The organism is Kitasatospora sp. NA04385, assembly GCF_013364235.1.
Lineage (GTDB): Bacteria > Actinomycetota > Actinomycetes > Streptomycetales > Streptomycetaceae > Kitasatospora.
In genome coordinates, this window is the sequence record NZ_CP054919.1 from 4,671,717 (window position 1) to 4,691,927 (window position 20,211).

Sequence of the window (20,211 nt, forward strand, 5' to 3'; positions counted from 1 at the left end):
CCCGGGGCGGCTCAGCGGGCGGCGGCCAGGATGCGGTCGGCCTGGGCGGCGGCGCTGGTCAGGGCCTTGTCGAGGTCGGCGCCGGGCTCGGTGAGGGCGGCGGACATCGCGGCGTCGAGGACCTTGTAGAGCTGCTGGGCGGCGGGGGGCTCGTTCAGGGACGTGGCGGGGTGCTTGACGTACGGGTCGTAGTTGGCCGGGGGGAGGTTGCCGTTGGCCTTCAGGGAGGTGGTGATGTCGTACATCTGGCCGGAGTCGGCGGCCCAGAAGTACGGCTGCGGCACGGAGATCGCGACCGGGTCCTTGCTGCCCGCGGCCATGGTCCGGGCCCGGGCGAAGTTGAACTGGCCGACGTCGGGCGTCTGGTACTGGAAGTTGATCCAGGCGATCAGGGCCTTGATCTGGTTCGGGGTCTGGCCCTTCTTGACGTAGTACAGGTCGCCGCCGCCGAGGCTGGGCCCGGGGCCGGTGGCGCCGGGCATCGGGCCGAGGCCGTACGCCTTCGGGTCGGCGCCGAGGACCTCGATCAGGTGTTTGACCACGTCGGGGGCGCCCAGGAACATGCCGACCTTGCCGGCGGCGAGCGGCGGGAAGGCGTCGGCCCACTGGGTGACGGGGGTGGCGGAGATGCTGCGGTCGGTGAAGCGCATGTCGTGCAGGCGCTTGAGGACCTGCCGGCCCTCGGGGGAGTCGAAGGCGGCCTTCTTGCCGTCGTCCGAGACGACCTTGCCGCCGAGGCTGTAGAGCTCGGCGGTGAAGTGCCAGCCGCCGGTGTTGCCGCCCGAGTAGTCCTGGTAGCCGGTGACGCCGCCGCCCAGGGCGGAGATCCTCTTGGCCGCGGCCTGCACCTCGTCCCAGGTGGTCGGCGGCTTGTCGGGGTCGAGGCCGGCCTGCTTGAACAGGTCGCGGTTGTAGACCAGGCCGGTGGTGTAGTAGTTGATCGGCAGCGCGTAGACCTTGCCGTCGACCGTCATGTTGTCCTTGACGGACGGCAGCATCGCGGAGAAGCCGGGCAGCGTCTCGTCGTTGACGTACGCGGTGAGGTCCTGCGCGTCGCCGGAGGCGAGGGTGGCCTCGCGGTCGGTGAAGTAGGCGTGGAACGCGCCGGTCTCGTCGTGCGCCTTGTAGTGCGCGGCCTGCTGCTCCGGCGTCTCGCACTGGCCGACGTACGGGCGCGCGTCGATGGTGACGTTCGGGTACATGGACTTGAACAGCTTGAGGTCGTCGGCGTACTTGGCCTGGGCGGCGGGCTGGTCCGAGCCCGGGGCGCAGTCGATGGTGACGGTGACGGTCGCGTGCGGGTCGAGCGGCTTGCCGTCGGCGACGCCGACGGCGGGGTCGGGGCGGGCGGGGGCACTGCTGGTGCAGGCGGCGGCGGTCAGCAGCAGGCTCGCGGTGAGGGCGAGGGCGGCCGCCCTGCGCGGTCTGTTCGGGTTCATGCGTGCCTCGTGGATGGGTGGGCTCCGGGTGCGGCGGGAGGGGAGTGCGGGGGGAAGCGGATGCTCAAGGAACGTAGGATCTGCGCATATTTAATGCAAGACTTTGACTAGATTCAGGAAAGTTGCGACTTCGCATCGGGCCGCCCGGGTCTCCCCGCCCGCCGGAGCCGTGGCATTCGGCTTCCTCGAACCCGTGTTCGCGTTTCCCGAAGCGCCCTTGGTGCTGCGTCCGCACCGGGTGATTCTGAGTGCCGTCCAGGCTCGACGTGGCACGAACAGAACAGGGAACCTATGTCCGGGACGCTTCAGAAGCAGCGTGTCGTCCTCTCCACCGTCTCTTCGGATTCGCACACCTGGAACTTGGTCTTCCTCCAGCTCCTGCTGGAGGAACAGGGGTACGAGGTGGTCAACCTCGGGGCCTGCGTGCCGGACGGGGTCCTCATCGAGGCCGTCCGACTGCACCGGCCCGACTCGGTGGTGATCTCCTCCGTGAACGGCCACGGGCACATCGACGGGGCCCGCCTGATCGCGGCGCTGCGCGCCGACGCGGACCCGCGGGTGGCCGGGGTGCCGGTGATGATCGGCGGGAAGCTCGGGATCAGGGGCGCGGACGACGCGGACCTCGCCGGGGAGCTGGTCGCCGCCGGGTTCGACGCGGTGTTCAGCGAGGGCGCGGACCCGGGCGAGCTCGGGCGCACGCTGGCCCGCTTCACCCCGGCCGGAGCCCTGGGCCCGGCTGCCCCCGCCGCCGCCCGCACCGCTTCCGCCCGCACCGCCCCCGCGACCGCCCGCAGCGCGACCGCCCGCACCGCCTCCGCCTCCGCCCGCACCGCGGCCACCCGCACCGCCCCCGCCGACCCGTTCACGGCCGAGGAGGTCGCGGCATGACCGGCATACCGGCGCAGGACCCCGTGCGGATCGCGCTCGACTTCCAGGACCACGTGGAGCGGGCCGCCGCCGCCGGCCGGCTGGTGGTGCAGCCGCGGATGGGGATGTCCGACCCGGAGGCGATGGCGGCCGGGCTGGCCGCCGTCGCGGCCGCCAGGGCCCGGACCGCGGGCACCCTCACCATCGACTCGTACACCCGGGTCGAGGACCTGGCCGGGGCCGCGGCCGCGCTCGCCGCGGGCAAGCCGCTGAACGGCTTCCCGATCGCCAACCACGGCCCCCGCGTCACGGCGCGGGTGGTCGCGGCCACCGGCCACCGGATCCCGGTGCAGGTGCGGCACGGCTCCGCCCGGCCCGGGCACGTCTTCGAGGCGATGGTCGGGGCGGGCCTGGCGGCCTCCGAGGGCGGGCCGGTCTCCTACTGCCTGCCCTACTCGCGGCTGCCGCTGGCGGAGTCCGTCCCGGCCTGGGCGGACGCCTCGCGGGCGTTCGCCGAGTCCGCCGCGGCCCGCGGGATGCGGGCCCACCTGGAGACCTTCGGCGGCTGCATGCTGGGCCAGATGTGCCCGCCCTCGCTGCTGGTGGCGATCAGCGTCCTGGAGGCGGTGTTCTTCGCCCGGTGCGGCCTGCGCTCGGTGTCGCTGTCCTACGCCCAGCAGACCAACGCCGTGCAGGACGTCGAGGCGCTCGCGGCGCTGCGCCGCCTCGCCGACGAGCACTTGCCCGCGGACGTGGCCCGGCACGTGGTGCTCTACACCTACATGGGGGTCTACCCGCACACCGAGTCCGGGGCCCGGCTGCTGCTGGACGGCTCCGTGCAGATCGCGGTGCGCGGCGGCGCCGCCCGGCTGATCGTGAAGACCGCGGCCGAGGCGCACCGCATCCCCACCGTCGCGGAGAACGTCGCCGCGCTGGAACGGGCCGCCGCCGTCGACGAGTTCGCCCGCACCGGGCAGTGCCCGCTGCCGTGGGCCCACCAGGTCGACTACGAGGACGTGTACCGGGAGGCGTCGGCCCTGGTCGAGGCGGTGCTCTCGCGCTCCGAGGACGTCGGCACCGCGCTGCGCACCGCCTTCCGCGACGGGGTGCTGGACGTGCCGTTCTGCCTGCACCGGGACAACGCCGGGGTCGCCCAGGGCGGCATCGGCGACGACGGCCGGCTGGTCTGGGCCCGGACCGGCGCGATGCCGCTGCCCGCGACCGCCCGCTCCTCCGGCACCGCCGTCACCTCGGCCGGGCTGCTCGGCATGCTCCGCCACACCGCCGACTCGCACGACCGGACGGCGGCGCTCACCGACGGCAGCAACGCCTACCGGATCGCGATCGTCGGCTCGGGCCCGCGCGGGCTCGCGGTGGCCGAGCGGCTGGCCGCCCGGCTGGCCGCGGAACGGCCCGCGCAGCGGGTCGAGATCAGCCTCGTCGACAAGGACCAGGTCGGGGCGGGCCGGGTCTGGCGCACCGACCAGGACGAGTCGTTCCTGATGAACACGGCCTGCGGCGAGGTCACCATGTTCTCCGGCCCGCCGGACGGCGGCCCGGTCCGCGCGGGCGCCGGCCCGTCGCTGGGGCAGTGGTGGGCGGCCGCCGACCCCGCGTTCCCGGGGCCGAACGCCTACGCCCCGCGCGCCCTGTACGGGAGCTACCTGCGCCACCACCTCGACGTCGTGGAGGCCTCGCTGCCCCCCCACCGCGGCCCTGCACCGGGTGCCCGGCGAGGCGGTCGCGCTGGAGCGGGACGCCGCCGGGTGGCGGCTGCGCCTGGCGGACGGGCGGGAGCTGCCCGCGGACCGGGTGGTGCTGGCCACCGGGCACCCCGTCACCGGGCTGACGGGCGAGCAGGCCGAACTCGCCGCCTTCGCCGCCGCGCGCCCCGGCGCGACCTACGTCCGTGGGGACAGCGCCGCCGACATGCCGCTGTCCGGCATCGCCGCGGGCTCCCGGGTCGCCGTCCTCGGCATGGGGCTGTCGTTCTACGACGTGGTGGCCGCCCTGACCACCGGACGCGGCGGCCGCTTCGCGGAGGACGGGCGCGGCGGCCTGCGCTACCTGCCCTCGGGGCGGGAGCCGCTGATCGTCGCGGGGTCGCGCTCCGGCGTGCCGATGCCGGCCCGCGGGCTCAACCAGAAGGCCCCCGACTGGCGCTACACCGCCCGGCTGTTCACCCCGGAGCGGATCGGCGCGCTGCGCGCCGACGGCCCGCTCGACTTCCTGGCCGATGTCTGGCCGTGGCTGGACGCCGAGATGCAGCTGGTCTACCACGGCACCGCGGTCCGGGCCCGCTACGGGGCCGAGGTCGAGCAGTGCTACCTGGACAGCTGCGTCGAGGACGTCCTGGCCGAGGGCCCGGAGGCCGCCGAGCGGATCGCCCGCGCGACGGCCGAGCGCTTCGGCGTCCAGGAGCTGGAGCCGCTGGACGTCCGGCGGCTGGCCCGCCCGTTCGCCGGGCGCAGCTACCCGGGGCCCGCGCAGTTCGCCGCCGCGCTGGCCGACCTGCTGGCGGCGGACCTGGCCGCGGCCCGGCTGGGCAACCACGACGGCCCGCTGAAGGCGGCCCTGGACGTGATCCGCGACGTGCGCGGCACCGTCCGGACCGCGGTGGACGACGGCGGCCTGACCGCCCGTTCGCACCGCGAGGACTTCCTCGGCTGGTTCGCCCCGCTCAGCGGCTTCCTCGCCGCGGGCCCGCCGCTGTCCCGGCTGCGCGAGACGCTGGCGCTGCTGGAGTCCGGGCTGCTGGAGGTGGTCGGCCCCGCGGCCCGCTTCACCGCCGACGAGGCCACCGGGGCGTTCCGGGTGGAGTCGGCGCAGGTCGCGGGCAGCGCGCGCAGCTGCGCCACGCTGATCGACGCCCGCATCCCGGGGGCGGACCTGGACCTCGACCCGGCGCCGCTGACCCGGCAGCTGGTGGCCGCTGGGCTGTGGACCTCCTGGGCGAACGAGGCGGGCGGCGAGTCCTTCGACACCGGCGGGGTCGCGGTGACCGCCGCGCCCTACCGGCCGCTGGACGTGATCGGGGAGCCGGTGGAGGGCCTGTACGTGCTGGGCATCCCGACCGAGGGGCAGCGCTGGTTCATGCAGGTCGGCTCCACCCGGCCCGGCCCGTGGACGCAGTTCACCGCGGACGCGGACGCCGTCGCCGCCGACGCGCTGGCCGGGCTGCCGCGGATCGCGGTCCTGCCCGCGCTGACCGGCGGGCCCGCGCTGACCGGCGGGGGGTCCTGATGTCCGCGACCCGCCTCCGCGCGCAGCCGCTCCCGGACCTCCGGCCGCAGCCCCGCCGCAGCCCGGCCCACGCGGCCTTCCGCTCGGCACGGGACCTGCTGCAGCGCCTGCGCACCCGACCGGACGCGGCCCGGCGGGAGTTCGCCTGGCCCCGGCCGACGCACTTCAACTGGGCGCTGGAGTGGTTCGACGTGGTGGCCGCCGAGGAGCCGCGCCCGGCGCTGGAGCTGGTGCACCCGGGCGGCCGGGTGGAGTCGGTCTCCTACCGCGAGCTGTCCGCCCGCTCGGACCGGCTGGCCACCTGGCTGCGCGGCCTGGGCGTGCGGCGCGGCGAGCGGGTGATGGTGGTGCTCGGCCAGCAGGTCGAGCTGTGGGAGACGCTGCTGGCCTGCCTCAAGCTCGGGGCGGTGGTCATCCCGACCTACACCTCGCTCACCGAGGCCGAGGCGCGGGACCGCTTCGAGCGCGGCGGGGTGCGCCACCTGGTGGTCCGCAGCCGGGACGTGGACCGGTTCGCGGCGGTCGACGCGGCCGTCCGGGTCGCGGTCGGCGGGCCGGTGCCGGGCTGGCACGACCACGCGGACGCCCGCCGCACGCCCGGCGCGTTCACCCCGGACGCCGCCACCCCGGCCGGGGACGTGGCCTTCGGCTACTTCACCTCGGGGACGACCTCCGCCCCGAAGCTGGTCCTGCACACCCACGCCTCGTACCCGGTCGGGCACCTCTCCTCGCTGTACTTCCACGGGCTGCTGCCGGGCGACCGGCACCTGAACGTCTCGGCACCGGGCTGGGCCAAGCACTCCTGGTCGAGCTTCTTCGTCCCGTTCACGGCGCAGGCCACGCTGGTCGTCGCGGCCGACGAGGGCCTCGGCCCGGAGGGGCTGCCGGGGCTGCTGGCGGAGCGGGAGGTCACCAGCGTCTGCGCGCCGCCCTCGTACTGGGCGGCGGTGGTGCCGCACCTGGGCACGGCCGTCCCGCGGCTGCGGGAGGCCACCAGCGCGGGGGAGCCGCTGCCCGATCCGGTGGCCGACGCGGTCGCGGCGGCCTGGGGCGTGACGGTGCGCGACGGCTACGGCCAGACCGAGACGACCGCGCTGATCGGCACCACCCCCGGCACGCCCCGCACCCCCGGCTGGCTGGGCCGGCCGCTGCCCGGCTGGGACCTCGTCCTGGACGAGGGCCACCTGTGCGTGGACCTGACCGGCGCCCCGGTCGGGATGATGGCCGGCTACGACGACCCCGAGCACACCCGCCGGGTGCTCGGCGGCGACCGCTACCGCACCGGCGACGTGGCCGAGGCGGGCCCGGACGGGCTGCTGCGGGTCCTCGGCCGGGACGACGACGTGTTCAAGTCCGGCGGCCACCGCGTCTCGCCGTACGAGCTGGAGGCGGTGCTGCGCACCCACCCGGCGGTCCGGGACGCCGCGGTCGTCCCGGTGCCGCACGCCGGGCTGGGCCGGGCCGCGCACGCGGTGGTCGAGCCGGAGCCGGGCCGTCCGGCGGTGACGGCCGAGGAACTGCTGGCGCACGTGGACGCCCGGGTGGGCGCGGCGGTGCGGGTCCACAGCGTGGAGTTCACCGACCGCCTGCCGCGCACCGTCTCCGGCAAGGTCCGCCGGGCGGCGCTGGCCCGCTGAGCCGACCGGTCGTTTCGGTCGGCCGTCGTAGCGGTGAACCCGGCGGTCCCGCAAGCCGGTTCACGATTCCCGAACACTCCGGTCCTCCGGGCCGGCGCGGTTGCGCCGGCGCCGGAAGACCGCCACTCTAGGGAGTAAGGGTTTTGAACCCTTACTCGACCTCATCGGAGGAGAGCACCGTGTCCACGCCCCAGCACACCCCCCAGCCCCGCCGGATCGAGGTCGTCGAAGGGATCTTCGACGACGGGCTCGACGGCGCCGGGATCACCTGGACCCCGTACGTCCAGCCCGGCCGCGACGCCGTCGACGTCCACTGGCTCTACACCTCGGAGGAGACCGGCCCCGACGGCGCCGAGGCGTACGTCGCCCAGTTCCGCCCCGGAGCCCACGGCGACCTGCACCGCCACCTCGGCTTCGAGCTGATCGTGGTGCTGGACGGCGAGCTGGTGAACGACAACGGCGACCGCTACGGCCGCGGCACGCTCGTCGTCGAACGCCCCGACAGCGTGCACCGGGTCACCAGCCCGCTGGGCTGCCGGCTCCTGGTCGTCCGCGAGAAGCGCACCCTGCCGCTGCACCCCGGCGAGGAGGCCGACACCGGCCTGGCCCTCGACGGCGCGCGGTCCGCCGCCTGACCGACCCCTCCACCACGCCTCCAGGAGAGCACCGTGACCGACCAACTCGCCTCCCCCCTCCGGCCGCCCGCCCCCGTCGACGCCGTGCCCGTCGGGCCGCTGGTCGGCCAGTCCGGCAAGGTGCACACCCCGCGCTTCAAGTGGGGCATCCTCGGCATCGGGATCGCCGCCCAGGCCGCGTTCAGCGCCGCCTTCCAGGGCATCCCCACCTCCGGCTCGCTGCTCCAGGACGCCTACCGGCTCACCCCCTCCCAGCTCGGCCTGGTGCTGGCCGCGGTCACCTGCGGCGCGTTCGTCACCGACGTGTTCTGGGGGCTGATGTCGGACCGGATCGGCGAGCGCAAGGTGCTGATCACCGGCCTGACCGGCACCACCCTCGCGCTCGCCGCCGCCGCCCTCTTCCTCAGCCCCGGCGGCGGCGCCGTCCCCTCCTACACGGCGCTGGCGGTGGTCCTCTTCATGGCCGGCTGCCTCGGCGGCTCCGTCAACGGGGCCTCCGGCCGGGCGGTGATGGGCTGGTTCCCGGTCCACCAGCGCGGCTTCGCCATCAGCCTCCGGGTGGCCGCCGTCCCGGCCGGCGGGGCGATCGGCGCCGCCGTGCTGCCCCCGCTCGCGATGAACGGCGGCTTCCGCTGGGTGTTCGCCTTCCTGACGGCCTTCTCGCTGCTGGCCACCGTCGCCGTGGTGATCTGGCTGGACGAGCCCCCGCTGGCCAAGACCAAGGCCCAGGGCGGCACCGCCGCCCCGCTGGCGCCCAACCCGCTCAAGCGCTGGGACATCTGGCGGATCGCCATCACCGCCTTCCTGCTCGACCTGCCGCAGTTCACCGTCCTGACCTTCGGCTCGGTCTTCCTGCACACCGTCAAGCACGTCTCGCTCGGCACGATCGCCGTCCTGCTGGTCGTCGTGCAGGTCCTCAGCGCGGTCTCCCGGGTCTGGGGCGGCCGCTGGACCGACCGCCGCGGCGGACGCCACCGCCGCACCATGGTCACCGTCTACAGCTGGATCATCGCCGGGGGCTTCACCGCCGTCGCCCTCCTGGAGTCCGGCCCGGCCTGGCTGGTCGCCGCCCTGCTGGTGGTCTCCGGCATCCTCGCCTGCGGCTGGCACGGCGTGCACTACGCCGAGATCGCCACCATGGCGGGGGCCGAACGCTCGGGCACCGCACTGGGGTTGGAGAACACGCTGGTCTTCGCGGGCGCCTTCGTCACCCCGCTGCTGATCCCGGCCCTGCTGTCCGCCTCGTCCTGGCCGGTGGTGATGCTGCTGATCGGCGCGCTCCCGGCCGTGCTGTCGGCGCTCATCATGCCGCGCGAGCCGAAGCTCCCGGCGCGGGCCTGACCGGGCTCCGCGCCCGGCGCCCCGTCCGTGGCACCATCGGCCCGTGGGGGTCGGTGGTGCCGGTGGTGCCGGTGCGCCCGGCCCTGGCCTCGGCCTCGGCTCCGGCTCCGGCTCCGGCCCCGGCCTCGGCCCCGGCCCCGGAACGGCAACTGGAACTGGAACAGGAAGGAGAGCGTCCCGTGAGTGCCAGCACCGACCTGCGCTTCGACACCGGCCGGATCTGCCTCGACCTGCTGGCCACCGTCGGCGGCAACCTCTCGTCGAGCCCGGTCGAACGGCTCGACGGCGTCGCCCGCCTGGACGCCTGGCTGCACGGCGCGGGCGTGGTGCCCGTCGACGAACCGCTCGACCTGGACGCGGAAGCGCTGGACGGCTTCCTGGCCCTGCGCGCCCGCCTCCACCGGATCGTCCACGCCGAACTCGACGGCACCGGCCCCACCGACGACGACCTGGCCGCGCTCAACCGCACCGCCGCGGCCGGCCCGCTCGCCCTCCGCCTGGACCGCACCCCCGGGGCGGGCCTGCACTGCCGGACGGTCACCCCGCCCGACCTCGCCGACCTGCTCGGCGCGGTCGCCCAGGACGCCGTCCGGCTGTTCGGCTCGCCGGACCGCGCGCTGCTGCGCGAGTGCGAGGGCCCGACCTGCGACCTGGTCTACGTGGACGCCTCGCGCGGCCGACGCCGCCGCTGGTGCTCCGCCTCGGCCTGCGCCAACCGGCACTACGTGGCCGCCCACCGGGCCCGCCGGTCGGAGGCGGGCCCCCCGTCCCCGTCCGGGGAGCCCGCCTAGCCGCGCACCCCGCACCCCGGAGCCCCGTCCGCTCTCGTCGGACGGGGCTCCGGGGTGCGCGGCGTAGGACGCCGGGGGTGGTTCAGACGGCCTGGAGGGTCGGGGTGCCGCGGCGGGACGGCGCGGGGCGCAGTCGTCTCAGGTGGGCCGAGACGCCGGCGGGGCAGGTGCGGCGGTTCCAGAGCACCTCGGTGACGACCACGTGCCCGGTCTCCAGCGGCATCTCCACCAGGTGGCCCTTGGCCAGCCAGGGCCGCACCGCGACCTCCGGCAGCAGCCCGACGCCGAGACCGGCCAGCACCGCCGACTTCACGCCCTCCAGGCTGCCCACCTGCATCGGCTCGGCGTCCGGCAGCCGCTCCAGCACGTCGGTCTCGGTCAACTCCCGGTAGACGCAGTCCCGTCCGGTCAGCAGCACGCGGCGGGGCCGGGCCGCGGCGTCGCGGGTGCCGACCAGCAGCGCGTCCTCCTCCCACAGCACCCGGCTGTGGACCGGGTCGTCGCCGTCGTTCCCGGCCCGCCAGGGCTCCTTGGTCCGGTTGACCAGCACCACGCTCGTCCCGCCGGAGAGCACCTGCTCGCGCAGGCGTCCGGGGGTGGCGGTCTCGATCTCCAGGCTCAGTTCCGGCAGGAAGCGGTTCATCATCTTCACGAAGCTCGGCAGCTGGTAGGCGCAGACCGACGGGGTCGCTCCCAGGTGCAGGGCTGCGGGGTCGCCGCTCCCGGCGGCCCGGGCCACCGCGAGCCGGGCGCGCTCCATGTCGTCGAGGATCGTCTCGGCGTGCTCCAGCAGGGCCGCCCCGGACCGGGTGAGCGGGCTCCCCGGCAGGTTGCGGTCGAACAGCCGGGCGCCCAGGGCCCGTTCCAGGCCCTGGATGTGTCCGGTGACGGTCGAGCGGGCGACGCCGAGTCGTTCGGCGGCGGCGCTGTTGCTCCCGGTGCGGGCGGCCAGCGTGAAGGTCTGCAGCCAGCGGGTTTCCATGTCCGTCCTCTCCCTTGCTCGTCTGTTGCCTTGCTCGCCTGTTCCCCTGCTCGTCTGTCGGTGCCTGCCCGTCAGCGGCCGGGCGCGTCGTCCAGGGTGACGACGGTGGAGAACACGCAGGTCCGGTCCTGCGTGGCGGAGACCACGAACCTGCGCCGCCCGGGCCGGTCCTCCGGGTGCGGGTCGAGCGGGGCCGCGGTGACGTCGCAGACCGCGTCGAACTCGGCGTACCGGGCGAAGACGCTGTCCATGCCGACGACCAGCCCGGGCCGCGAGCGGCAGGCGGCGTGCGCGGCCTGCTGGGCGGCCTCCAGCAGCAGCATGCCGGGGACGTGGTCGACCGGGTGGTCGAAGAGCACCGGGTGGCTGAGGTCGACGCGCAGCTGGGTGCGGTCGTCCCGGCGGGCCGGGGCCAGCACCACGTCGGTGTGGTGCTCGCGGCCGACCCGGGCCGGCGGGAGCGGCGGGAGCAGCGGCGGCGCCCCGGCGCGGGCCCGCTCGGGGTCGGCGCGGTCGCCGCGCAGCCGCCGGTAGATCGCGGGCGGGTGGTTGACGAAGCCGGTGTGCACGCGGGCCAGCGGCACCCCGTCCGCCAGGACCTGCACCGCCATCCGCAGGGACACCAGCCGGCCGGCCCGGCGCACCACGTCCGAGCAGGACACCCGCAGTTCGACGGGGTGCCGGGAGTCGGCCGCGGCCAGCGCGGCGGGGTCGACGGTCAGCGACAGGTCGCACCAGGACTGGCGGTGGTCCAGCGGCGCGCCGTACGCGGCGTGCGAGAGCAGCGGGATGGCCTGGCGCACCGTCTCGACGAGGAGCAGCGGGGAGTGGCCGCCGTCGGCGGTGCGGTAGAAAGGGTGCGAGGCGGGCCAGCGGGCGGAGAGTTCGAACCGGTCCGGTCCGAGCTCGCGCCAGTCGGTGAGCAGGATCTCCGCCGTGTCGCGCTTGTGGACCAGCGCACCCGGCAGCGTGCTTGCTTTCACTCTTCCCCCCGAGAAGACGCGGGGCGACGCCCGGTGGGGCGCCGCGGCTCTGGAAAAATAGTGACCGTCCTGATTTTTAGCACGAGAAGGTGAGCATCAGAAGGGCACTCGGGATCATTTGAACTCCTCTATACCCAAGGGTTGTCCCGCCACGGGCAAGGGCTGTGGGAGCGTGCAGGTGCCGGTTATGATGGCGAACGTTCGGATTTTTTTGGAGGTGGGATCTTGCACAAGCCCAAGCAGGAGCGGGCGATCCAGACGCGGGCGGCGATCCTTCGCGCGGCAGCCGAGGTCTTCGACGAGTGCGGCTACACGGGGGCGAGCATCAGCAAGATCATCGCCCGGGCCGGACTCACCCAGGGCGCCGTGTACTTCCACTTCGCCTCGAAGGAGGAGATGGCCCGGGCGGTCATGCTGGAGCAGGCCAACAACCTGCGCTTCCCCGACGGCGTGCCCGGCCTCCAGCACCTGGTCGACCTCACCATGTTCCTCGCCGTCCAGCTCCAGGAGGACTCGCTGCTCCGGGCCGGCGTCCGGCTCGCCGTCGAACAGGGCGAGATATTCGGCAACCGGGACGACACCGCGTACCGCGACTGGGTCGAACGCTTCGCCGCCGACCTGTACGCGGCGACCGGCCGCAGCGAACTGCTGCCCGACGTGGTGGTGCCCGACCTGGCCCAGTTCCTGGTCGGCGCCTACAGCGGCACCCAGCTCTTCTCCAACATCTCCACCGGCCGGGCCGACCTGCCGCAGCGCCTGGTCGTGATGTGGCGCTACCTGCTGCCCGGCATCGCCACCCCCGAGGCCCGCGCGCGCATGGTGGTCCGGCCGTGGGGGGCGGCGCGGCCGTGAGACGGGACGCCGGGGCGCGGGACGCCGGGCGTTCGCGGGTTGCCGGGGTGCGGGGCGCTGAGCGTTCATCGCCGGTTGTGGTGGCACGGGATGCCGTGAGACGGGGCGCCGGACGTCCGTTGGTCGCGGTGACCGGTGCCACGGGCTTCCTCGGTTCGGCCGTCGTCTCTCAACTCGCCCTCCAACCGGTCGATTTACGCCTCGGGATGCGCTTGCCCCGTCCGGCCGGGGACAAGGGTCTGTCCGGGGCTGAGGCTGAGACCGGGGGTGAGGGCCCGCCTCGGGCCGGGGGCGAGCCGCTCGCGCGCGTGCACCGCGTCCGCGCGGACCTGGACGACCGGGCGAGCCTGGACGCGCTGTGCGCCGACGCGGACGTGGTGCTGCACCTCGCCTCCTACGTCGGCCCGGACCGGGACCGCGCCGAGGCCGTCAACCACCGCGGCGCCGAACGGCTCGCGGCCGCGGCCCGCGCCACCGCCCGGCCGCACTGCCGGATCCTGCACCTGTCGACCTGCGCCGTGTACGGAGCCGGGCCGCACCGGGGCGCCGCCGTGGGCGAGGTCGTCCCCGACCCCGTCTCGCCCGCGAGCCGCACCCGGCTGGCCGGTGAGCGGGCCACCCGCGCCGCCGGGGCGACGGTGCTGCGCGCCGCACTGGTCACCGGCCCGGGCGAACGCTGGGTGGTGCCCGCCCTGCGCGAACTCGTCCACCGGGTACCGGCCCACTGGGACGGCGGCCGCGCCCTGCTCTCCATGATCGACGCCGCGGACCTGGGCCGACTCGTCGCCGCCCTGGCCCTCGAACCCGCCGCGGCCGCCCCCGGCGCGGTCCTGCACGCCGCGCACCCCGCCCCGGTGCGCAACCGCGACCTGCTCCGGGCCCTGGCCGACCTCGGCCTGCTGCCGCCCCTCCCGGACGGTGCCGACCGGCCCTGGTCGTGGTGCCTGGACCGGCTCGCCCGCACCCCCGGCTCCGCCACCGAACGGCAACTCGCCCTGCTCGGCCAGGACCACTGGTACCGCAGCGAGGACGCCTGGCGACTCGCCCGCACCGACCCCGGCCCCGGCCCGCTCGCCCGGCTGGCCGCCGCCGCACCCTGGTACCGCGCCCACCTCGCACTCCCGGGCGGCTGACTCGCGAGCGTTGGCCTCGCGGGCGCCGGTCTCGCGGTCGTCGGTCTCGTGCCGGGGGAGCTGATGGGGTCGATTACACCAGGTGAACATTTCTGGATGGTGATGCGTCATCAAATGACCGATGCTGAATCATCGTTGACGCAGCACTGACCCTGTTTGCGCACTGTGCGCGGGGGAGTGATGGGTGTGTTACGTTCCGTACTCGGACCACCGAAAAATTGACCCCGGCGGTGCTACCAACACCCCGGGGCCCGGCACTAGGAGTTCACGCTCCCCATGCACATCCATCGTAGCGGGCGCCCGCGCGGCTTCGACCCCTTCCCGATGCTCCGACCCGAGCGTTCCGGCCTCAGCAAGGGCGCGTACGGACTCGCCGTCCAGATCCTCACCAGCCCCACCGGCTGCCAGGAGGACGGCCGACAGCTGGCCACCCACGGCCCGGACGGCCGGGCGGGCATCGCCAACATGCTGCGCGAGCTGAAGGCCACCAGGTTCTACTGGGTCATCACCTTCCGGCTCCCGGACGGTCGGATCGTCAGCCAGTCCCACCTCTTCGACACTCCGCAGCACGTCGCACCGGATCCCGTCCTCCCGGGCCCCGGCGAAGGCGGACCCGGCCGACCTGACGCCCTATTGAAAACCCGGGAGGGAAAACCCTCCCTCCCGGGCGCCGAACCACCGCCTGCGGCGAAGGCCGCGGCGGGCTCCGGGCCGGAGCCCGATCCGAAGTTGGAGCCCGGGCCGGGGGCCGGGCCGAGGGCCGGGTCGAGGGCAGAAGCCGGGTCCGGGTGCGGGTGCGGGCCGGGGGCCGCGCCGGGGGCCGGGTCCGGGGCCGGTCTCGGCCCGGAGCCTGAGGCCGTGGCCGATCTCGCGTCGGGGTCCGACTCGTTGCCAGAGGCCCAGGCCCAGGCCCAGGCCGAGCATGCGGCGGAGGCCGGGCCCTACGGGTCGGGGGCCGGGTGCGGGTACGGGCCGGGGGCCGGGTCGGGGGCCGGGTCCGGGTACGGGTCGGGGGCAGGTCTCGGCCCGGAGCCTGAGGCCGTGGCCGATCTCGCGTCGGGGTTCGACTCGTTGCCAGAGGCCCAGACTCAGGCCCAGGCCCAGGCCGAGCATGCGGCGAAGGCCGGGCCGGAAGTCGGGCCCGAACCCGGATCGGAAGCTGGGCCCGGACCCGGACCGGAAGCCGGGCCCGAGGCCGAACCGGCTGTCGAGGCACCGGCGGTGGACGAGGAGATCCGGGCGGCGATGGGCCTGCTGTACCGGGTGATTCAGCCGGAGCCCCGGCTGCGGATCGGCGAGGTGGAAGCGCTCGCGCTGGCCCCGCTGGTGGCGGAGTGGCAGCGGCGCGGCGGCACGCCGGAGGATCTGGCGCGGGCCCTGCTGCCCGGCCTGCCGTCGCTGGTCCACTCGGCGCCGGGCATGCTGCGCTCCAGGCTGGAGCGCAAGATGCCGCCCGCGCCGGACGTACCGCCGGAGCCCGCCCGGGTTGCGTCGTCCGGTTCGGGCAGGTCGCCCGGGCTGTCTGGGCCGTTTGCCCGGTCCGGGCTGTCTGCGCGGTCCGGGTCGCCCGGGTCGTCCGGGATGCCCGTGGTGCCCAGGCCGAGGGCGAGCTACGCCGAGTGCGCCAAGTGCCATGACCCGGTGCCGAGTCCGGGCATCTGTGGGCCCTGTGCGGGACTGGCGCCCAGGCCCGTCGCGGTCGGCGGTGGCGCGGGCGTCGTCCGGGTCGGCGCGCAGCGGGCCAGGGCCGCCCTGCGCGCCGCGCGGGACGTACTGCCGATCAGCCACTGCCTGCCCGCCGTCACCGGGTAGTCCCCGGGCGGCAGTTGGGGCACTGTGGGCCTCCGGGCCTCCGGGCCTCCGGGCCTCCGGGCCTCCGGGCCTCCGGGTGGACGGTGGTGGTGGGGCCTCCGGGCCTCCGGGCCTCCGCGTGGGCGGCGGTGGTGGGGCCTCATCCGGCCTGGCCGTGGGAGCCCGGCTTCAGGGTCGTGCGGAGGGCGGCTGGGGGCGAGGCGATGTGGTCAGCGCGGCGAGCTCGCTCTCGATCGCGGGGCGGGCGGCGGTGGCCGGTCGCCCCGCGGCCTCGGGCGTGAGCGTGCGGCGGAGGATGGGCGAGCGGCAGTCCTGGGGGTGCACGACCCGCTCGCAGCTCCGACACCAGTGCGCTGGCATCGGTGCGTTGACACCTGTGTTCCGGCATCGGTGCGTCGACATCGATGCGTCGGCACCTGTGTTCTGACATCGGTGTGCCGACATCGATGCGTCGGCATCCGTGTCCCGACATCGGCGTGCCGACACCGATGCATCGACACCCGTGTTCCGACATCGATGAGTCGGCATCGATGCGCCGACATCTGTGTTCCGACATCGATGCACTGACACCGACCCACCGGCCCACCGACACCGACCCGCCGACCCGCCGACCCGCCGACCCGCCAGCGTCGTTCAGGGCGCGGCCAAGCGGTGGCGCAGGCCGAGCAGGAAGACGTCCAGCCCGGTGGTGAACCAGGCGTCGTAGTAGGAGTGTTGGGGCGCCGCTCCGGTGGGGTCGCCATCGCTGTCGGACGGGCTGCCGGGCGGGGTGCCGGTCTGGGCCAGGGCGTGGCCGAGGACGTAGACGGCCACGGTCTGGACGGCCGTGACGGCCTCCTCGTCGGACACTCCGGCGGTGGTGAAGGCCCGTAGCAGTGGGGCGATCAGGCGGCGGCCGTGGGTCTCGTCCACCGGGTGGGTGGCGAGCAGCGGGACGGCGCGGGGGTGGGCGAGGAGCATTCGGCGGTACGCGGTGGCGAAGGCGTGTAGCGCGGTGGGCCAGTCGGTGTCCGGCGGCAGGTCGAGCCGGACTTCGGCGGCCAGCCGGTTGACCACCGAGGCGAGTACGGCGTCCCGGTTGGGCAGGTGGCGATAGAGCGACATGGCGGCCACGCCCAGTTCGGTGCCCAGGCGGCGCATGGTGAGCGCCTCCGTCCCCTCGGCGTCGATCACGCCGATCGCGGCCTCGGTGACGGCGGCGGCGTCGATCCGGGCGGGGCGGCCGGCCTTGCGGCGGGGGCTCTCGGTGCTCATGCGCCCATGGTGGCGGCAGCGGTTCCGGCGGTCATCAGCAGGGTCAGCACCCCGACCACCACGTGCTGCACGTCCGGCACCACGCCGTGCCCCTCGGTGGGTAGCACCTTCAGCGTCCGCGCGTAGTCCCGTTGGTACAGCTCCCGCTGCGCGGCCGTGGAGTACCCGAAGTAGGGAATCCACCAACTGAGCAGGTGCCCCGTCAGGACGACCCCGCAGAGCACCAGTGCGGTGACCAGCGACCAGTGGGAGTTCAGCGCGATGCCCGCCGAAATGGCCAGCGGAAAGGGGTAGTTGACGGCGGCGGCGAGCAGGCGCAGCCGTAGGTTGCCCGGCTTGAGGTCGTTCAGCGGGAACATCGGCACCCACTCGGTCAGGACCAGCCAGGCGAGCCAGGCCAGTGGGAGTGCTACGGCGATGCTGTGCGACACGGTGGTCCCCCAATTTGCTTACGGCGTATGCTTACGCTGTAAGCAAGCTAGCGGGCATGGCGATGTCTCGCAAGTGCCTTGGTGGGGAGGATGGTTGACCGTCAGTCGGTCAGGGGTGGGTGTTCCGGGTGTTCAGGCTGTTCTGCGCCGCTCGGAGGTGACAGGCGCGGCAGGTGTGCCAGTGCCGTCGCGATATTCCGGGGCAGGTCGACCACGCTGTCCAGTACCAGCCGTTCGTCGGTCCACGGCGCGAACTCCGTCCGCTGTCGCTCCACCGACTCCCAGGCCGGTTCGGCGAAGCCCTCGATCCCGCGCGAGCGGCCTTCGAGCCGCTGCCGGTGCACCGCCGGGTCCGAGCACACCACCTCGACGAACGCCACCGGCACCCCGTGACGGGACGCCAGCGCCCGCCACTGCGCCCGGGCCTCCGCCACGGCGTTGACCGCGTCGACGATCACCGTCTGTCCCAGGGCCAGCACCCCGTCGGCCACGGCCTCCGCCACCACGTAGGCGGCCAGGCCGGTCGGCTCGCTCCGGGCCACTCCCGCCCGCCACATCGCGGCCTCGATCGGGTCCACCGACACCACCGGGGCGCCCAGCCGCCGCCCCAACTCCTCGGCCACCGAACTCTTTCCGGCCCCCGGCAGCCCCGCCATCGCGATCAGCATGTTCCCAGCCTCGCACGCTCCGCCGCCCCCTCGGCGGCGTCGGAGGACCGGCGAACCGGTTGCCGTGGCCCCCGCACCTGGGCCCCGGACCCGGGTCGCCCGCCGCCTCGTCCGGCCCGGCCGCTCCGGCCCGGCCGCTCCGGCCCGGCCGTTCGTGCGTACGCGGCCGGACGTGGCCGGGGCGCGTCCAGGCCCGGCTCGGACGTTCGCTGCGGTCCGGCCCGACCGCGTGTCGGTGAACGTCGTCTCCGGCCGGGCGGGGCACCCCTCGGGGAGGGGCGTCGTGGCGCCGTAGGAGAGTGGGGGCCGCGGCCCGACGGGGGCCGTGCGGGCGAGGAGGGTGAACGTGGTGACGGGCGAAGTGCCGGAGGTGCGGGAGAGGGCCGGGTCCGAGCGGGCGGTGTGGCTGCTGTGGGGGGTGGCCGCGGTCGCGTACGCCGTCGACCTGGTGAGCAAGGTGGCGGTGGTCGCGCGGTTGGAGGGGCGGGCGGGCGTTCCGGTGATCGGCGGCTGGATGGAGCTGCGGGTGCAGCGCAACGCCGGGGCGGCGTTCGGCTTCGGGCAGGCGACGACGATCGTCTTCACGGTGATCGCCACGGCGGTCGTGGTCGCCGTGGTCCGGATGTCGCGCCGGCTGGTCAGCACCCCCTGGGCGGTCTCCCTGGGCCTGTTGCTGGGCGGGGCGCTCGGCAACCTGACCGACCGGGTCTTCCGGGCTCCCGGCGGTCTGCGGGGCGCGGTGGTCGACTTCATCGCCGTCCGCGACTTCAGCGTGATGAACCTCGCGGACTGGGCGATCAGCTGCGGCTGCGGGTTGGCCGTCCTGCTGTCCTTCCGCGGCACGCCGATGAGCGCCGCCAGCGGCTCCGCCACCGGCTCCGCCACCGCGTAGTGTCCCGGCCGCCCCGCGCGGGTCGGCGGAAGGGGGATCGGAGGGCGGGCACGAGGGTGGGTATTTTGCCTCAGGGGCAATTGTGTTCTTGAGGCGTCAACAGTCTGTTTAGGATCCTGGGATCACGTATCGCCTGATCAGGGAGCCTATGCATGTCCGCCACCTCGAACGCCGCCACGCTGGGACGTCGCGCGTGGCACGCGATGCGAGCCGGAAGCTTTGCCATGGGGGCACTGCTGGTCCTGGTCGCCGTCGGCGTGGCCCTGCACCAGCCGGTGCTGATCCCGCCGCTGGCGGCCAGTGCGGCGCTCGTGCACGGCGCACCGGGGCTGCCGATCTCGCAGCCGCGCAACCTGGTCGGCGGCCAGCTGCTGTCGGCCGCGGTGGGCTTCGCGGTGCTCGCGGTGGCCGGTCCCGGGCCGTGGGCGGCGGCGGTCGCGGGCGGGCTGGCGCTGGTGGCGATGCTGATCGCGCACGTGCCGCACTCGCCGGCGGCGGCGACCGCGGTGATCGTGGTGCTGCAGTCCCCGCGCCCGGCCGTGTTCCTCTCGCTGCTGGCCCTCGCCACGGCCGTCCTGGTGCTGTTCGGCCTCCTGCCGCACCGGGTCGGCGGTCATCCCGTGCGGTATCCCGTCGCCTGGTGAGGGGGCGGTCATCCCGTGCGGTACCCCGTCGCCTGGTGAAGGGGCGGCGGTGCCGTCAGCGGCAGGGCTCGGCGGACGGGGGAGAGGCCGGGTAGCAGGGGTGCCCGGCGTCGACCACGGTGGTGCCGGTGGTGCCGGGGCCGTCGGCGGGGTGCTCCCCGGCGGGCAGCTCGGCCCAGACGACCTTGCCGTGCGGGGTGGGGTGGTAGTAGCCCCAGCGGGAGGAGAGCTCGTCGACCAGGTGCAGGCCGCGGCCGCCGGTGGCCTCGGGGCCGGCCGCGCGGGGGCGGGGCGGATGGGGGTCCTGGTCGCCGACCTGGACCAGCAGGGAGCCTTCGTCCAGCACCAGGGAGAGGGTGAAGCCGTTCGGGCCGCAGCGGGCCCGGACCGCGTTGGTGGCCAGTTCGGAGACCACCAGCCGGGCGGCGTCGGAGAGTTCCCCCTCGGCCCGCCAGCACTGCAGCACCTGCACGGTGTGGCGGCGGGCCCCGGTGACCGATTCGGGGGTGCTGTCGAGCGTCAACAGGCTGAGTCGCGGCCGACTTCGGGACATCGCGGGCCTCCCGGCAGGATGCGGACGGGTACCAGCCGACGGCAGGAGACGACC

At 74.9% G+C, this 20,211-nt stretch carries 18 protein-coding genes and 1 pseudogene; 12 read left to right on the forward strand and 7 right to left on the reverse strand.

Features of this window, described 5'->3' with window-relative positions; translation table 11 throughout:
* Nucleotides 1-11: 11 nt before the first annotated feature.
* Nucleotides 12-1,439: an extracellular solute-binding protein gene (locus HUT16_RS20960; protein ID WP_176189653.1), complete on the reverse strand. Its 1,428-nt coding sequence runs from the start codon at nt 1,437-1,439 to the stop codon at nt 12-14.
* A 291-nt stretch (nt 1,440-1,730) separates the two neighbouring features.
* On the opposite strand from HUT16_RS20960, the gene HUT16_RS39840 reads away from it, so the two are divergent.
* The 7 genes and pseudogenes from HUT16_RS39840 (at nt 1,731) to HUT16_RS20995 (ending at nt 9,953) form a co-directional block, all read left to right on the forward strand.
* Nucleotides 1,731-2,327: a cobalamin B12-binding domain-containing protein gene (locus HUT16_RS39840; protein ID WP_176189654.1), complete on the forward strand. Its 597-nt coding sequence runs from the start codon at nt 1,731-1,733 to the stop codon at nt 2,325-2,327.
* 98 nt (nt 2,328-2,425) lie between these two features.
* Nucleotides 2,426-3,919, forward strand: a pseudogene (locus HUT16_RS20970) (FAD/NAD(P)-binding protein); the annotation flags it as partial.
* Nucleotides 3,920-4,031: 112 nt separating this feature from the next.
* On the forward strand, nt 4,032-5,549 hold the full coding sequence (locus HUT16_RS20975) for an FAD/NAD(P)-binding protein (protein WP_254897913.1): 1,518 nt from the start codon (nt 4,032-4,034) through the stop codon (nt 5,547-5,549).
* Complete coding sequence (locus tag HUT16_RS20980; protein WP_176192781.1) at nt 5,549-7,186, forward strand: AMP-binding protein; 1,638 nt, start codon at nt 5,549-5,551, stop codon at nt 7,184-7,186. The genes HUT16_RS20975 and HUT16_RS20980 overlap by 1 nt, the downstream gene beginning before the upstream one ends.
* A 179-nt stretch (nt 7,187-7,365) precedes the next feature.
* Nucleotides 7,366-7,821 carry a cupin domain-containing protein gene (locus HUT16_RS20985; RefSeq protein ID WP_176189655.1) on the forward strand — a complete coding sequence of 152 codons (456 nt, stop codon included), beginning with the start codon at nt 7,366-7,368 and terminating at the stop codon, nt 7,819-7,821.
* A gap of 33 nt (nt 7,822-7,854) precedes the next feature.
* On the forward strand, nt 7,855-9,162 hold the full coding sequence (locus HUT16_RS20990; RefSeq protein ID WP_176189656.1) for an MFS transporter: 1,308 nt from the start codon (nt 7,855-7,857) through the stop codon (nt 9,160-9,162).
* 179 nt (nt 9,163-9,341) lie between these two features.
* A complete protein-coding gene (locus HUT16_RS20995; RefSeq protein ID WP_176189657.1) occupies nt 9,342-9,953 on the forward strand; it encodes an ABATE domain-containing protein in 612 nt (203 codons plus the stop codon).
* An 82-nt stretch (nt 9,954-10,035) separates the two neighbouring features.
* Here the strand turns inward: HUT16_RS20995 and HUT16_RS21000 are convergent, their stop codons facing one another.
* Both HUT16_RS21000 and HUT16_RS21005 read right to left on the reverse strand, forming a co-directional pair.
* Nucleotides 10,036-10,935 carry a LysR family transcriptional regulator gene (locus tag HUT16_RS21000; protein ID WP_176189658.1) on the reverse strand — a complete coding sequence of 300 codons (900 nt, stop codon included), beginning with the start codon at nt 10,933-10,935 and terminating at the stop codon, nt 10,036-10,038.
* 71 nt (nt 10,936-11,006) lie between these two features.
* Entirely contained in the window at nt 11,007-11,918 is a 912-nt protein-coding gene (locus HUT16_RS21005) for a ScbA/BarX family gamma-butyrolactone biosynthesis protein (protein ID WP_176189659.1), read from the reverse strand.
* A gap of 225 nt (nt 11,919-12,143) precedes the next feature.
* Here HUT16_RS21005 and HUT16_RS21010 point away from each other — a divergent pair, with 225 nt between their 5' ends.
* The 3 genes from HUT16_RS21010 (at nt 12,144) to HUT16_RS21020 (ending at nt 15,715) form a co-directional block, all read left to right on the forward strand.
* Nucleotides 12,144-12,770 carry a ScbR family autoregulator-binding transcription factor gene (locus HUT16_RS21010; RefSeq protein WP_176189660.1) on the forward strand — a complete coding sequence of 209 codons (627 nt, stop codon included), beginning with the start codon at nt 12,144-12,146 and terminating at the stop codon, nt 12,768-12,770.
* A 128-nt stretch (nt 12,771-12,898) separates the two neighbouring features.
* Nucleotides 12,899-13,903 (forward strand): NAD(P)-dependent oxidoreductase, encoded by a 1,005-nt coding sequence (locus HUT16_RS21015; protein WP_254897914.1) that lies wholly within the window; start codon nt 12,899-12,901, stop codon nt 13,901-13,903.
* A 1,041-nt stretch (nt 13,904-14,944) separates the two neighbouring features.
* A complete protein-coding gene (locus HUT16_RS21020) occupies nt 14,945-15,715 on the forward strand; it encodes a hypothetical protein (RefSeq protein ID WP_176189662.1) in 771 nt (256 codons plus the stop codon).
* A 633-nt stretch (nt 15,716-16,348) separates the two neighbouring features.
* On the opposite strand, the gene HUT16_RS21025 is transcribed toward HUT16_RS21020, so the two are convergent.
* The 3 genes from HUT16_RS21025 to HUT16_RS21035 form a co-directional block, all read right to left on the reverse strand.
* A complete protein-coding gene (locus HUT16_RS21025) occupies nt 16,349-16,969 on the reverse strand; it encodes a TetR/AcrR family transcriptional regulator (protein ID WP_176189663.1) in 621 nt (206 codons plus the stop codon).
* Nucleotides 16,966-17,400 carry a hypothetical protein gene (locus tag HUT16_RS21030; protein WP_176189664.1) on the reverse strand — a complete coding sequence of 145 codons (435 nt, stop codon included), beginning with the start codon at nt 17,398-17,400 and terminating at the stop codon, nt 16,966-16,968. The genes HUT16_RS21025 and HUT16_RS21030 overlap by 4 nt, the downstream gene beginning before the upstream one ends.
* A 101-nt stretch (nt 17,401-17,501) precedes the next feature.
* Complete coding sequence (locus HUT16_RS21035; protein WP_176189665.1) at nt 17,502-18,068, reverse strand: ATP-binding protein; 567 nt, start codon at nt 18,066-18,068, stop codon at nt 17,502-17,504.
* Nucleotides 18,069-18,417: 349 nt separating this feature from the next.
* Here HUT16_RS21035 and lspA point away from each other — a divergent pair, with 349 nt between their 5' ends.
* A complete protein-coding gene (lspA, locus tag HUT16_RS21040) occupies nt 18,418-18,960 on the forward strand; it encodes a signal peptidase II (protein WP_176189666.1) in 543 nt (180 codons plus the stop codon).
* Nucleotides 18,961-19,184: 224 nt separating this feature from the next.
* Nucleotides 19,185-19,604: an HPP family protein gene (locus tag HUT16_RS21045; protein ID WP_368662703.1), complete on the forward strand. Its 420-nt coding sequence runs from the start codon at nt 19,185-19,187 to the stop codon at nt 19,602-19,604.
* Nucleotides 19,605-19,659: 55 nt separating this feature from the next.
* Here HUT16_RS21045 and HUT16_RS21050 read toward each other — a convergent pair whose 3' ends face one another.
* Nucleotides 19,660-20,127: an ATP-binding protein gene (locus tag HUT16_RS21050; protein WP_217712090.1), complete on the reverse strand. Its 468-nt coding sequence runs from the start codon at nt 20,125-20,127 to the stop codon at nt 19,660-19,662.
* Nucleotides 20,128-20,211: the final 84 nt, after the last annotated feature.

Excerpts from the sequence above, each read along its gene's own strand:
- HUT16_RS20980 (WP_176192781.1), top strand. The coding sequence starts at position 5,549 with ATGTCCGCGACCCGCCTCCGCGCGCAGCCGCTCCCGGACCTCCGGCCG.
- HUT16_RS21000 (WP_176189658.1), bottom strand. The coding sequence starts at position 10,935 with ATGGAAACCCGCTGGCTGCAGACCTTCACGCTGGCCGCCCGCACCGGG.
- HUT16_RS21025 (WP_176189663.1), bottom strand. The coding sequence starts at position 16,969 with ATGAGCACCGAGAGCCCCCGCCGCAAGGCCGGCCGCCCCGCCCGGATC.
- HUT16_RS21045 (WP_368662703.1), top strand. The coding sequence starts at position 19,185 with ATGGGGGCACTGCTGGTCCTGGTCGCCGTCGGCGTGGCCCTGCACCAG.
- HUT16_RS21035 (WP_176189665.1), bottom strand. The coding sequence starts at position 18,068 with ATGCTGATCGCGATGGCGGGGCTGCCGGGGGCCGGAAAGAGTTCGGTG.
- HUT16_RS20960 (WP_176189653.1), bottom strand. The coding sequence starts at position 1,439 with ATGAACCCGAACAGACCGCGCAGGGCGGCCGCCCTCGCCCTCACCGCG.
- HUT16_RS39840 (WP_176189654.1), top strand. The coding sequence starts at position 1,731 with ATGTCCGGGACGCTTCAGAAGCAGCGTGTCGTCCTCTCCACCGTCTCT.